Origin of the sequence: [Acidovorax] ebreus TPSY, from assembly GCF_000022305.1 — a bacterium.
Classification (GTDB): Bacteria; Pseudomonadota; Gammaproteobacteria; order Burkholderiales; family Burkholderiaceae_C; genus Diaphorobacter; species Diaphorobacter nitroreducens.
In genome coordinates, this window is record NC_011992.1 from 1,232,428 (window position 1) to 1,244,927 (window position 12,500).

General features: G+C 62.6%; 16 protein-coding genes, 1 tRNA gene and 1 pseudogene. 6 read left to right on the top strand and 12 right to left on the bottom strand.

Going from position 1 to position 12,500, the window contains the following annotated elements; genetic code table 11:
* Positions 1-11 precede the first annotated feature (11 nt).
* Genes DTPSY_RS05870 through DTPSY_RS05880 form a run of 3 tightly spaced genes read right to left on the bottom strand, consistent with a single transcriptional unit; the run spans position 12 to position 998 of the window.
* A complete protein-coding gene (locus tag DTPSY_RS05870) occupies positions 12-371 on the bottom strand; it encodes a TIGR03745 family integrating conjugative element membrane protein (RefSeq protein WP_003821107.1) in 360 nt (119 codons plus the stop codon).
* Between the two features lie 16 nt (positions 372-387).
* Entirely contained in the window at positions 388-621 is a 234-nt protein-coding gene (locus DTPSY_RS05875; RefSeq protein WP_003821106.1) for a TIGR03758 family integrating conjugative element protein, read from the bottom strand.
* Complete coding sequence (locus DTPSY_RS05880; protein WP_003821105.1) at positions 618-998, bottom strand: integrative conjugative element protein, RAQPRD family; 381 nt, start codon at positions 996-998, stop codon at positions 618-620. Before DTPSY_RS05880 ends, DTPSY_RS05875 begins: the two co-directional genes overlap by 4 nt.
* 208 nt (positions 999-1,206) lie before the next feature.
* Between DTPSY_RS05880 and DTPSY_RS17910 the strand changes: the two genes are divergently transcribed.
* Positions 1,207-2,136 carry a hypothetical protein gene (locus DTPSY_RS17910; RefSeq protein WP_003821104.1) on the top strand — a complete coding sequence of 310 codons (930 nt, stop codon included), beginning with the start codon at positions 1,207-1,209 and terminating at the stop codon, positions 2,134-2,136.
* A 46-nt stretch (positions 2,137-2,182) separates the two neighbouring features.
* Here DTPSY_RS17910 and DTPSY_RS05885 read toward each other — a convergent pair whose 3' ends face one another.
* The 9 genes and pseudogenes from DTPSY_RS05885 to DTPSY_RS05925 form a co-directional block, all read right to left on the bottom strand.
* Positions 2,183-2,944, bottom strand: a complete 762-nt coding sequence (locus tag DTPSY_RS05885) for a TIGR03747 family integrating conjugative element membrane protein (RefSeq protein WP_003821103.1) — start codon at positions 2,942-2,944, stop codon at positions 2,183-2,185.
* Positions 2,941-3,654, bottom strand: a pseudogene (locus DTPSY_RS05890) (TraM recognition domain-containing protein); the annotation flags it as partial. The gene DTPSY_RS05885 and the pseudogene DTPSY_RS05890, both read right to left, overlap by 4 nt.
* A gap of 163 nt (positions 3,655-3,817) precedes the next feature.
* The gene (locus tag DTPSY_RS05895; RefSeq protein WP_003821097.1) at positions 3,818-4,357 is read right to left on the bottom strand and encodes an integrating conjugative element protein; all 540 of its coding nucleotides are present in this window, start codon (positions 4,355-4,357) and stop codon (positions 3,818-3,820) included.
* Positions 4,354-4,944, bottom strand: coding sequence for a transglycosylase SLT domain-containing protein (locus DTPSY_RS05900; protein ID WP_003821096.1), 591 nt, complete (start codon positions 4,942-4,944; stop codon positions 4,354-4,356). Before DTPSY_RS05900 ends, DTPSY_RS05895 begins: the two co-directional genes overlap by 4 nt.
* Positions 4,926-5,651 carry a TIGR03759 family integrating conjugative element protein gene (locus DTPSY_RS05905; protein ID WP_003821095.1) on the bottom strand — a complete coding sequence of 242 codons (726 nt, stop codon included), beginning with the start codon at positions 5,649-5,651 and terminating at the stop codon, positions 4,926-4,928. Before DTPSY_RS05905 ends, DTPSY_RS05900 begins: the two co-directional genes overlap by 19 nt.
* Before the next feature lie 14 nt (positions 5,652-5,665).
* Positions 5,666-6,307, bottom strand: a complete 642-nt coding sequence (locus DTPSY_RS05910) for a hypothetical protein (protein WP_003821094.1) — start codon at positions 6,305-6,307, stop codon at positions 5,666-5,668.
* On the bottom strand, positions 6,304-6,903 hold the full coding sequence (pilL2, locus tag DTPSY_RS05915) for a PFGI-1 class ICE element type IV pilus protein PilL2 (protein WP_003821093.1): 600 nt from the start codon (positions 6,901-6,903) through the stop codon (positions 6,304-6,306). The genes DTPSY_RS05910 and pilL2 overlap by 4 nt, the downstream gene beginning before the upstream one ends.
* A 158-nt stretch (positions 6,904-7,061) precedes the next feature.
* Positions 7,062-7,676, bottom strand: a complete 615-nt coding sequence (locus DTPSY_RS05920; protein WP_015912835.1) for a hypothetical protein — start codon at positions 7,674-7,676, stop codon at positions 7,062-7,064.
* Between the two features lie 109 nt (positions 7,677-7,785).
* Positions 7,786-8,532: a hypothetical protein gene (locus DTPSY_RS05925; RefSeq protein ID WP_003821040.1), complete on the bottom strand. Its 747-nt coding sequence runs from the start codon at positions 8,530-8,532 to the stop codon at positions 7,786-7,788.
* A gap of 27 nt (positions 8,533-8,559) precedes the next feature.
* Here DTPSY_RS05925 and DTPSY_RS18520 point away from each other — a divergent pair, with 27 nt between their 5' ends.
* The 5 genes from DTPSY_RS18520 (at position 8,560) to uvrC (ending at position 12,473) form a co-directional block, all read left to right on the top strand.
* Positions 8,560-8,700, top strand: a complete 141-nt coding sequence (locus DTPSY_RS18520; RefSeq protein WP_153573857.1) for a hypothetical protein — start codon at positions 8,560-8,562, stop codon at positions 8,698-8,700.
* Positions 8,701-9,000: 300 nt separating this feature from the next.
* Positions 9,001-9,321, top strand: coding sequence for an IS66 family transposase (locus DTPSY_RS17915; RefSeq protein ID WP_074167576.1), 321 nt, complete (start codon positions 9,001-9,003; stop codon positions 9,319-9,321).
* Positions 9,322-9,674: 353 nt separating this feature from the next.
* Positions 9,675-9,766, top strand: a tRNA-Leu gene (locus DTPSY_RS05930).
* Positions 9,767-9,778: 12 nt separating this feature from the next.
* Positions 9,779-10,399, top strand: a complete 621-nt coding sequence (locus tag DTPSY_RS05935; protein ID WP_015912836.1) for a DUF6806 family protein — start codon at positions 9,779-9,781, stop codon at positions 10,397-10,399.
* A 100-nt stretch (positions 10,400-10,499) separates the two neighbouring features.
* Positions 10,500-12,473 carry an excinuclease ABC subunit UvrC gene (gene uvrC / locus DTPSY_RS05940; protein WP_015912837.1) on the top strand — a complete coding sequence of 658 codons (1,974 nt, stop codon included), beginning with the start codon at positions 10,500-10,502 and terminating at the stop codon, positions 12,471-12,473.
* The last annotated feature ends 27 nt before the right edge of the window (positions 12,474-12,500 follow it).

Sequence of the window (12,500 nt, forward strand, 5' to 3'; positions counted from 1 at the left end):
CCGGCCTCGCCTTACAGGATGCCGGTGGCTTCGGTGAGCAGCCAGATGCCGATCACGAGCAGCACGGCACCGATCGCGACGGTGAGGCCAAACTGGCCCCAGGTCTTGCGGCCGGTGTGGATTTCCGCGTAGGTGCCGTAGGCGTGGTAGCAGACGCCGATGAACATCGACGCCACGACCAGGAGGGCTACGAGCATGATGATGTCGTAGCCGTAGTTCCTGATCGTTTCCATGATGCCGTTGCCGGTGCCGCGGGTCGGGTTTTCCAACTGCGGCAAGCCTTGCGCGAACGACAGCGCGGGCAGCGCGGCGGAGCCCAGTGCCACAGCGGCGCGCTGGGCAAGGCGGGAATGGAGGATGCGGTTTTGCATGGTCGTGCCTTTCAGGTCAGGAGAGGAGGAAGAAGCTCAGGACGAGGTACATCGCGACGAAGCGGATGCAGACGCCGAGGAACTGGCGCTGGTTGAGGCGGCTCTCGGACCACCCCACGTAGGCCGTTCGGATGGCCCAGACGCCCCAGACGAGGAGCACCGCGAACACGGCGCCGACCAGGACGGTCGCCATCGCCGAAGGCGCGATGCCGCTGTTGGCTTGAAATGCCGAGACCTGGGCGCCGTTCATGGCTTGGCTTCCGTAGTCGTCGGCGATGGCGAAGCGGACCGCTCGGTGCGGTAGTCGCTGGCCAGTTCGGAGGGGTCGCGCGGCTGGGCACGCGACGGTGTGAGATGGGCCTGGATGCCGGCGCGCACGCGCGCCAAGTCAGCCAGCAACCGCGGGTAATCGAAGTGGTAGCGCTCGCCCGGCTGGATGGGGGCACGCGCGGCGCTGTCGGCGACGGTGCGCTCCAGCGCGTCGAGTTGGCGCAGCGCGGCGACCAGCTCCTGGCGCTGTGCGGGGGACTCGGCCAACGCCATCGGGGACTGACCCAGCAGCAGGGCCGTCACGAGAAAAATGGGCACGCCGCGATGCGCGGCGCGCTGCCAGATCGGAGCCAACATCGCGCCATTCCTGTGTGATCAGAATAGTGCGATGGTGGAGTTCAGGGTGACTGCAGGCAGCAAACAATAGGAAACTGCGCTGATCGGTTTGATTGGCAGCGTGCGTCCAGTTCGCTCAGGGAGTGGTCGTCAGGCCAGAATTCAAGAAGGGAATTTCCACCGGCCGCGTGGCAAAATATCAACGCTCTTACAAAGATCCAGGATAAAAATGCAAGGACTGACCTTTAGAACTGATCAAGATTTTGAGGAAATTTGCTGCTACCTCATGAGGGACTGGGTCGCGCGGAATATGAGGTATGACGTGCAATTCAGAAGATACGGCGGAAATGGGCAAAGGCAGCATGGCATTGACATTTTTCCTGCCGTTGGCGGCTACTCAGTGTTTGGGCAGGCAAAATTTGTTAATCAACTAAACTCTACAGACGTTACGGCTGAGTTGAGTAAGACCGATTCCTTCCCTGAGCCGATTGGTTGTTATGTGATTTTCACAACGGCAAATCGCCATACCAGCATAAATCATCATCAGTTCCATGGCACTCAACACAAAAGGCTGGATGGATCGATTTTTCCGGTTCACGTGGTCTATTGGGGTGAAATTTCTGATATTAGTTTTATCCCACAAGATGTCTGTAAGAGAATTTTCCCATCAGCATTTCAAGTTGCCAGGAGCGCATTAACGCCTCAGCAGATGGCGGATTCCATAGCCACACTTCAAAATATTGTTCCTTCATATTTCAGGTCTGACTTTCTCGACTGGCTCGAAACATGGGACTTTTCATGTGGTTACATTCCATCTGTGCATTATGACGCCGTGGACAATCTTTACATTGAGTTGGATCGGGTAGGATGGGGAATGAAGGGTGTCAATGATTTTTTATATGCCCAAGGTCGCATTGACTTATCTCGTGCGCTTCCGGCTGGCGATGCCTTCTTTTATGCTCTCACTGAATTTCGAGATTCAATATATAACTACATAGCTTTTGTACGCGGACAGGATGGGCAGGGCTACGTTACATTGCAAGGAATGGATGGGCGCGGCGCAACAGATTTCCCAAAGATTACAGAGCAGTGGAGCATGAGGGCGCGCCATTTGGCCAATATGTATCGCGAGAAAATCCTTGGTCAGCAAATTCAATAAATAAGAAATACTGAATGAGTTGCCTAATGATCTGGTTTCTCTGTCATCACAAGTATTTTTTGAAGCTGCCCGCAGTCAGGCTCACGGCCAGTCCCAGCAAGGCTGCGCTGGGCAGCAGGATCAGCAGTGGATGCACAGAGATCGGCAAGGCCAGGTACGTGACCCACGGCAGCACGGCCAGCGGCATCAGGCTCGCCTTCGCGCGGTGGTAGATGAAGCCGGATTCCCGGCCTGCGCCGAACCGGCGCACGTCCCGCCGCACAAGACCGTCGATCAGGCCGACGAACGCCGCGGTGCAGATCAGCGGCAACGTGAGCACCAGAACCAGCAGGCGCACCAGAAACGTGAGGGTGGTGAAGGCCGCGGCAATCAGGTAGTTCTCGGTCCAGACATAGACCTGGCTGATGTAGTAGCGAAAGTTGCGCCCCCCGTCCTGGATCCTCCCGTGGCTCGGCGCGCGGGCGCGCTCGGCGGTCTGGCTCATGCGCTCCAGCAGCCCGGAGCGAACGAATACCCATTCGTAGCCGGTATCCACCAGTTCGTGCGCGGTGCGCCCCGGCTCCTGCACGACGACGCTGCGCGTGAAGTGGCTGGACAGGTGCCCCAGTTCGTACTGCAACATCTGCTGCGAGTGCCGCCAGCCCTGGTCCTTCCAGAACAGGTGCATGCCGACGCACTCCACGACGATCGAGAACAGCAGCGAGCCGATCAGCACCCCGAGCAGCCGGAACGGCAAGGTGATGGTGCCGACGATCAGGCCCTGGCGCTGGTTCTGCTCCCGTTGTGCAGTCGAGGCGGCGTCCTTCATGGCGAGGCCTTGTTGCCGGTGTCCTCGTCGGTGGCAATGGCCACCGCGGGAGGTTCGGCCGCAGCGGCGTCATCCAGCAGGTCGTCGGGCAGGCCCGTGTCCTGCAAGGCGGGGGAACTGGTGAACTCCCACCACTGCGTCGCTTCGCTGTAGCTCTGGCGCATGTACCCGGCCAGTTGCTGCAAGTCTGCCGGCATCACTTCGTCCGGGTCCGGCGCCGGCAGCGGCATGCGCACTTTCCAAAGCTGGCCGCCCTGCAGCAACGCGAAGCACTGGCCTTTCGGCAGGCCGACGACGTGCGACGGCTCGATCATCGGCACGCTGGACATGCTGATGCGGTCCTGAGTGTTCGACGTGAAATCCGTCGCCCCGCGAATGTCCGAGCTGTCGGTCGCGCCGCTGACGATGGTGGTCGTATAGACCTCGACCTTCGGCAATTGCCGGGTCAGCAGTTCGGCGGTCGCGGTCTCGCGCACGCGCAGCATGAACAGGTTGTTGAAATTCCCGATCACCTGGCCTGCCTTCGCGCGGTTGCCGATGCGGGCCTCGATGTCCGACAGGGTCTGCGTGTACGCAGTGACTTGCAGGCCGGCACCGCCGCCCTTGTTGATCAGCGGGATGAACTCGTCGCCCATCAATTCGTTGAACTCGTCGGCATGGACGTTGATCGGCACGCGCGCACCGGCCGATGCGCCCGGCAGGCCACCGTAGGCGCCGAACGCCAGCGCGCTGCCGACGCCCATGGACGGGCTCAGCGCGAGCGACCATGGGGCCACCAGGGACAGAAACGCGGCGCCCGCGCATGCGGCAACGGTGTATAGCTCCACCGCTGGGCGAAGCAGTACCTCGACCGGCTGTTTCCCCGACATGGCTTCATTGCTCGATGCCGGTGGCTGTGATCAGCACCGGGTAGTGCCGCAGGCCCAGGCGCTCGGCCAGGTCGTCGCCGGACATGGGCGCGAGGGGTACGCCGGGCACCAGGGTGCGCAGCCGCGCCAGGCCCTGCACGGTCTCGACGTTGACCACCAGACCGACCGCGCCGCGCTCGCGCAGCGCGGCTGCCTGGCTGCGCAGCCAGGCCCGAGATGCCTCGTCGTCGCCGACGACAACGAAAGGCCGCAGACCCGGAGCCTCGATGACACGCCGCGGGACGGTGCCGGGGGTGAGCTTGGCGCTGCGCACCGGCAGCATCGCGGCCTCGTCCGCCGGCGTGGCGGGAACCTGGGGCGTCGGGATCGGCGGCCGGGCCGGTGCGTTGGTGCGCGGCTGGAGGTTCAGGGCTTCGTAGTACGGCAGCGCCGACGCGCCGCCGCGGTCTTCGACCACGATCAGCGGCTCGCCGGCAAGCGAGGCCAGCGGCAGACCCGCCAGCAGTACGAGCAGGCCACGCAAGGCCAGATGGGATGTCGTCATGGGGATGTCTCCTTGCGTGCGGCGAGAACCGCGGCGGTTGGGCGTGCGCCCTGCACCCGGGCGAGGTGGCGCGACACGCTGCGCCGGTAGCGGGCGGCGGGCTCGCCACCCGCGGGGCGGTGGTAGCGGCCCATCGCCAGCAACCAGTCCTCGCCGGGGGCGTGTTGCTCGCGCAGGATCTCGGCAGCGATGGCGAGATTCCGGTACGGGTCGAGCAGGTCGCAGGCGCTGGCGTAGCGCTGCTGGTGGTAGCCGAGGTTGATCTGGCCCAGGCCCGCGTCGATGCGCGTGTGCGGCGTGGAGCGCATCGCCTGCTGCAAACCCGCGCAGGCATCGGCGCGGGTCGCATAGCGGCGTGATTGGCCGGCGACGTTGAGGGACCACGGCCACGGGACGATGCGTCCGTTACGGCGGATGCCACTCTCCTGCAAGGCCACGGCGTAGAGCACCGTCGAGGGGATGCCTGCGCGCTGCGCGGCGAGCTGGTAGGCCGGTGGCGGAACCTCCTGGGCTTGGGCGACGCAGGCGCATAGGCCAGCGGCGAGCACCAGTGTGCGCAGGGGGGCGGCTATGGCTGGCGCTGCCATTGGCCGTTCACCTCGCGCACGACCGCCGGCAGGTCGCCGGGTACCCCCAAGGTCAACCAGCGGCCGCCGTCGTGGTTGAGCGTGATGCTGCCGCTGCGCACGCGCGCCGGATCGACGTTCGCGCGCTTGGCCCAATCGCGGATGCGCGCGTCGTCCTGGCGGCTGCCGACCATGTACAGGTCGAATTCGGCGCCCGAGGATTGCAGGCGCTGCACGAGCTGGCCGCAGGCCACGCAGTTATCTTTCACGAACACTGCCGTGCGGCCGGAGCCGCGCGTGGCCCCGGCGACCGGCTTGTCGTCCGGCAGGTTCACCCGCTGCATCCCGGGGTTCAGGCGCTGCCAGGCCTCGTCATAGGCCCGCTGATAAGCGAGCAGTTTCTCCACGCGGCGCGCTTCGACCTGCACCTGCAGCTCGGCGTAGCGTCGCCGTTCCTCTTCGGTACGCGCCTCGATGCCCAGGGCCGACAGCGGGTCCAGGTTGGGCGAATAGATGCCCAGTGGACCGTCCATCAGTTCGCGATAGCGCGCCCACTCCTGAGGTTGAAGGCCCCAGTCGCTCGCCACCCGGTCGTCCAGAATGCGGGCGACCAGCGGGCGTTCCTGACTCTGCGCATTGCGGGCGGGAGCCGTGGCGGATTGCTGCGCCCACGCGGGCAACTGGGTGGACGCCAGCAGAAGCGCGGAAAGGATGATCGACGGCTTCATGTGGTGTGCTCCGTTCAGGGGATCGCCACGTGGCGGGTCTGGTCGCCGGCCTGGAACACCGCAGTGCTGCCCTCGACGGCCTGCAAGCGCCACGGGCCGACCGCATCGCCGGGTAGCAGCACCTGAAGCTGGTCGGGCGTGAAGTCGCCATTGCTCGGCGCGACGGACACGCTGCGCTCGCCGGCACGCAGTTCGGCACCGACGATGCGGAACGGGAGCGGCGTCGGTTCGGGCTTGGCGGTGGGCTTGTTCCTGGTGCGCGGCTGGGCGGGTGCAGCGGCGCGCGCAGCGGTCTGCCGCGCCTTGATTTGCTCGACTTCGGCGCGCAGTGCCTGAAGGTCGTCGGCGGAGGCATAGGCGCTCAGCGATTTCTCGACCTGGGCCGCGCGTGCTTCCAGGATTTGGCGGGTGTCTTTGAGGTCTGCCGCCGTGGCGACGGCTGGACGCTGCTGGATGGCCTCGACGGTCTCGGCCAGGCCTGTTGCCTGCGCTTCGAGGCGTTGCAGGCGGGAATCGAGGCGCTCCTGGTCGGCCTGGTCGTTCATCGTCTGGTAGCCGAGGGCAACGAGGACACTGAGGCCGATCAGCCAGAGCCACATCAGGCTCTGCACCACCACGGCGGCCGTTGAACGATGGGCGGGCTGCGGGGCGTTCATGGCTGGCCTCCCGATGCCGCGGGCGCCAGCGGGAACGTCTGCACCGCCTCGGTGGCAGGCGGCGCGGGTACGTTGTCGGCGGTCATGCTGTCGCCGGGCCGCTCGAAGCAGATTTGCCGCGCGCGGTCATCCGCGTGCAGTTCCCAGGCCGAACCAGCCAGGGTGAGCAGCGCATCCCGCAGGGTCATGGGGCCGAGGTGCAGGTGGGCCGCCGGCAGCGGCAGTGCGTACAGCTCGATCACCGCGTGCGTCGTCTGGCACAAGCCGTAACCGCTGCGCTTGAGCACATGCCGTAGCCCGTCGCCGACCGTAGCGCGTGCATCCTCGGGCATCGACACGTCGATGGTCTGCAACAGCAGGTCGCGCTGCGCTGCTGTCGGTGCCAGTTCCACGAGGGTGTAGCGGCCGTAGCGCACAACGGGGATGTATTCGGGCGCCTCGGGTACGGGTGCGGCCGAGACTTCCTCGATGGTGTCGGGCGCGACCGGCGCGCTCGTCGTCGCGCAGCCGCCAGCCAGCACCGACCAAAGCAGGCCGAGAAAACCCGCCAGCAGACGGCGTTCGGGATGGTGAAACCAAGGTGGAGAGGGGCACATGGCGCGTCGTCCTGAAACATCGAGCCCTCACCATCGCCGCTCGGGCCACGAGCGGCAGCAAACAATGCGAACCAGGCAGCGCCCGATTTCCCGGCAGCCTCCCTCCAAAGGAAAAGGCCCCCGAAGGGGCCTGTGAAAACGCATCGGGCTTCGCCCGATCAATCCCGAGCCAGCTTCAGGCCGGGATCGACCCGTGCCAGTTGGGTGTGCGACCAGCAGCGCACGAACTGCCCGTTCTCGCCGAGCGGCCGGTTCGCCACCGCCGCCGAATACTCGTCAGTGTCGCTGGTGTCGTAGCAGATGACCTTGATCTCGCCGCTGTCGCAGCGGATGGAGTGGATCTGGCCGTCGGTCATATCGACCACGACGACCTGCGGAACGAGGCCAAGTTCGCGGGCGGCCGACAGGATGGGGCCATATTCGGCGGCGTCGAAGCAGATGAACGGCCCTTCGTACCGGGCCTCTTCGGCCAGGTCCCTGGCCTTGTCGTAGTGGATACCCAGGTCGTATTCCTCCTGGGTGATCCTGACCTTGAAGACCGGCACGTTGGGGCTACCGGAGGCACCGATGCAGACGACCGCGACTTGCATCTCGATCTCACCGCCGTCGGCAGGTTCGGTCGAGGGGATGACGGCTCGGCCCGTGGGGGCGTCGTCTTCCATGCCCATGCGCTCGCGCATTTCGTCGATGAAATCCTCGGGGGCCATCAGGCCATAGCTCGCCAGGCGCAAGGGAATGTCCTCTGCACAGAGGTTGCCGTCCCCGATGGTCACTCCTGAACGCTCAGTGGCGTTTGTTGGCGTGACCTCTATTCAATAGACATGGCTACGGAAAGACATTGCAAATGCAATCTCCGCGACTGCACATACAAGCTGGCAATCCTCAGAGGGTGGCGCTATGCAGCCGGCGTCTGGCCGTGGCGAACTTGCCGTTCAACGTCCGCTCGGCGATCCCCATGACGCCGTGGTGATGGGCGACCAATGCGCTTACGACAGCCTCTTGCGTTTTGAAGCTGGAGTACGGTGTGCCCGAGGGCGATTGGCCGAGCATCAGCTCCAATATGCCGCCGATGATGTTCAGGTAGGTGGCTTCGGCCCGATCACTGATTGGGTACTGCGCGCAGGCCGGGATGATTTTGGACTGTTTGAGCAGTGCGTCGTGCTTGTCTTGCAGCTCGCGGAGTTGGCGCTTGGACTGCTCCAGGGCAGATTTGAGGGCCAAGCGCTCGACCAGCATGGCCTGCCCGGTTTCCAGAGAGATGGAGGGATGGGCGATGCGCTCGCTGCGCGAGAAGAGAAAGCCGGGGCGCTGTTCGGGGTAGTGCTGGCGCATCCAACGCTTCAGATCGACGTGACGGACAGTGAGATCAGGGGAGTCGATCAGCGCGGTGTCGTGCGTCGTGATGCCGTTCCTCCCGAAAGGAAGTTCCGCATTGAGGATGCCATCGTAGATGCGTTCGGTATACAGCCTCAGCTCACCCCAACGTGGGCAATCCAACGACTGTGGCAGGTTCCTTGACGACGAGACCGAAGTGAGGATGACATGCTCAAACCGCAGAAGCCCAGCCCACCGGAGGGAGGCTTCGATCGGACGATAGAACACCTTCGATGCTGGTGCATTGTGGTTCATGCTCCCATCTCCTTCCAGGAGAACTACATGGCCGACTCCTTTGGCGCCAACCTCATGGCCGGGCAGTTGTCTGTGGATGAAGCGAGTCCCGAGTCTCGCTTCTTCATGAGCCCTGAGCACTTTTCAGTAGCTCAAGTCAGTGGTAGCCGCCATGTGCTCAATGTGTAAGAATCCGTGAGTGGTAGGTTGATCGGTCCTGTCGCTGATCAACACGAAGAATGGCGCTCACACTGGCAGCGTCATGCGTTACCGCAATCTCATCAAGAGCAATTTGTCATGGTGTGATACCCCTGCGGTTTCACAGGGCGCAATAGGCGCGCAGTGGCTTCTAGATGCCAAGGCAGGCGTACTGATCCCGAGCCTGTCATGCGTTCCCAGGTATCCTGATATACCGATAAAGAATCGCGCATCCAGTCCCAGTGACAAGCGTATGGGTTCTTCCCGCGCAACTTGCGCAGACGGGTATGGGTGGTCGCTTCTGCAGCGAGCCGGTGTGCCGAACAGCTCAGGCACGGCGAGAGCCATGCAGTCCAACCTTGGTCGCCGGGAGGCGCTAACGACGACAGGCGTCTGCCGCCAGACAACAACCGCGTCGAGAGGCAAATTCGTCCAGTGGCACTTCAAAGGGCGAACCAGTTGTTCGTCGGTAGCTTGCGTGCCGGTCAGCGCGCTGTTTCGGTGATGAGCCTGGTGCGCTCGGCTCGGCCCAACGGGCATGACCTCTATGCGGACTTGCGTGACGTGCTCGAATGCCTTTCGACGCAGCTAGCCAAGCATATGGAAAGGTGATCATTGGTGAGTTCGAGACCACCGTAGCCGGCGATGAACGAGGTGTGGGGACGATGCGCTGAGGAGGTGTCCTTGGACCTTACTGGAAGTTTCTGGACGAACTTGTTGCCGAGGGTGAAAAATGAGGCTACAATTAAGGTCTTCGCTAGTCAAGCCAGCGAAGAAAGTGATTGGGAAACAACGGCTTACGGTCTTAGTAAACGTCTCGTTTCCCGCTCCAAAATTTGAAAGGGAAGCTACGGCTTCCCTTTTTTATTGGTCGAAGTGCTGGTGCAAGAAGTCGGTTCGTCTGTGGTGTTGCGCAACAATGCCGGCACCGCTACTCTGTCTTCATGGCTTGCATACCGACCGGCGCCCCGATGGTGAAATTGGTAGACACTGCGGACTTAAAATCCGCCGCTTCCTGAGAAGGGGCGTGCCGGTTCGACCCCGGCTCGGGGCACCATCTGGATTCGCTATGTCACATTACAACGCTCCCTTTGAAATCCACGTCCATGGTCAAGTGCAATTGCGTGCTGATGTGGACTTCAGTCAGCTTCAGGAAGCACTCAAGCCATTGTGGAAGTACGCTGGTGCGCGTTCTCTCGCGGATGGAGCTTCGAGCGCCTATGAGGAGGAGCCGGGCATACAGTTCGATGCCAAGGAGCACATCCTGCAGATGTGCTGGACGGTGCGTGGCGACGAAGACTTCCGCCAGTCTCTGGATGAAATGTGCATGAGTCTCAATGAATTGGCTGAGCAGGGCGCAGCCATCGAGGTGACGTTCTACGATGCCGAGTTCGATGAGGATGAGGCACCCGAGGACGAAGAGGCGCGTGATGATTTCGTGATGCTGTTTGTGGGGCCCACTCCCGCCGCCATCATGCAAGTACAACGTGACCTTCTTGTGCAAGATGTGGTCAATCTGATGGAGCGGCACTTCGACGGCTCCGAGCTCGGTGGCGTTGTCTCAGAGATTGACAAGCTCTTCTCTCAACGTTTTGATGCGCTGGTGAGTTCGCTTGAAATTGGTAAACCGCCACGAGGTCCGGGTGGCAGCGGGCATGGCGGCGGACGCCGGCCGCGTCACCTTCACTGACGTGCTCGACAAATCTTTGTGTCGGACACCATGGCGTGAGTTGCAGTGCTCCCCTCGCACGGTATAGAAGAGGCTTTCGACGCGTGCCCACAATAGCGTCATGACCACAACCTATTCGGATGAGCTTCTGGCACAGGTGGCGGCGCTGCCACCTTTGCCCGGGGTGTACCGCTACTTCGATGCACAGAATGTCTTGCTATATGTCGGCAAGGCGCGCAACCTGAAAAAGCGGGTCAGCAGCTACTTCAGCAAGCAGCACGGAGGCACGCGCATTGGCCATATGGTGGGCAGAATTGCGCGGCTGGAAACGACGGTGGTGCGCTCCGAGGCCGAGGCGCTCCTGCTGGAAAACAATCTCATCAAGTCCCTGGGCCCGAAGTACAACATTCTTTTTCGGGACGACAAGAGCTACCCTTATCTCAAGATCACCGGTGTCTCGGCAAAGGACGGTACGGGGGATGCTCCGGGGCAGTGCTACCCGCGCATGGCGTATTACCGCGGGGCAGTGGATAAACGTCACCGATACTTCGGTCCTTACCCTGGCGCATGGGCCGTCAAAGAAAGCATTCAGCTACTGCAGAAGGTTTTTCGGTTGCGTACTTGTGAAGACACGGTGTTTGCGAATCGCACGCGTCCCTGCTTGCTGTACCAGATCAAACGCTGCTCCGCTCCGTGTGTGGGTTTGATTTCCCCAACGGCCTATGCCGCAGATGTGCGCAGTGCGGAGGCGATGCTGCTGGGTGAAACCCAGGAACTGCTTCAAACGCTGGAAGAACGCATGCTCGCGTATGCCGAGAAGCTGGAGTTTGAACAGGCGGCCGAGGTCCGCAACCAGATCACGGCACTCGCACGTGTGTTGCACCAACAAGCGGTGGAGACGGCATCGGACAAGGACGTGGACATACTCGCCGTTAAAGTGGCTGGCGGCCGTGCCTGCGTCAACCTGGCGATGGTGCGCGGTGGCCGGCACCTTGGCGACAGGCCTTACTTTCCGGTTCACGTAGAGGAAGCGACAGGTGTCTTCCAACTGGAAACGCGCGAGGATGCCCCGGATAACTTGATGGTAGAGGAGGCTGGCGGACTTGAGCAGTCGGTGCCGGCGCAGATCCTTGCTGCGTTCATTGCGCAGCACTACCTGGGGGTACCGTTGCCACCGACACTGATTACGAGCGAGCCAGTCGACCCCGCATTGCTTTGGGTGCTGGCACAGCAGACGGGGGTGCGAGCGACAGTCGTCCACCAGCCGCGTGAACAACGGCGAATCTGGCTGGAAATGGCGGAGCAGAACGCACAGATCCAGTTGGCACGGTTGCTGGCGGAGGAGGGTTCCCAGCGGGCGCGCACGCGTGCCCTGGCGGAAGCGCTGGATCTGGAGGCAGAGAGCTTGGATGACCTCACCATCGAGTGTTTCGACATTTCGCACACTGCAGGGGAGGCGACCCAGGCTTCTTGCGTGGTTTTTCATCACCACAAAATGCAAAGTGGCGAGTACCGCCGTTTCAAAATCGAGGGCATTACCCCGGGCGATGACTATGCAGCTATGCGTCAGGTACTCATGCGTCGCTACAGCAAGGTTGCCGAAGCACAGCGTGAGGCAGGGGGAGCGGAGGTGACAAATGCCCCGCGCTTGCCGGACCTGGTGCTGGTGGACGGTGGCAAGGGGCAAGTAAGCATGGCGCGCGATGTGTTCCAGGAACTGGGCCTGGATATCTCACGCATCGTTGGTGTCGAAAAGGGGGAGGGCCGCAAGGTGGGGCTGGAAGAACTGGTCTTTGCGGATGGACGCGACAAAGTCTATCTGGGGCGAGACTCGGCTGCGCTGATGCTCGTGGCGCAGATCCGTGACGAGGCCCACCGCTTCGCCATCACCGGAATGCGCGCCGCTCGTGCAAAAGTACGCGTAGGCGGCAGCCGATTGGAAGATATACCCGGTGTGGGGCCTAAAAAACGGGCAAGGCTGCTTCAGCGCTTTGGGGGCGTGCGCGGCGTGGCAGATGCCAGCGTGGACGACCTCGCCACGGTCGAGGGCATATCTCACGACTTGGCTGAAGAGATCTATCGCGCGCTGCGCTGACCCGGTTGACGGCCCAGGGCATTGCCG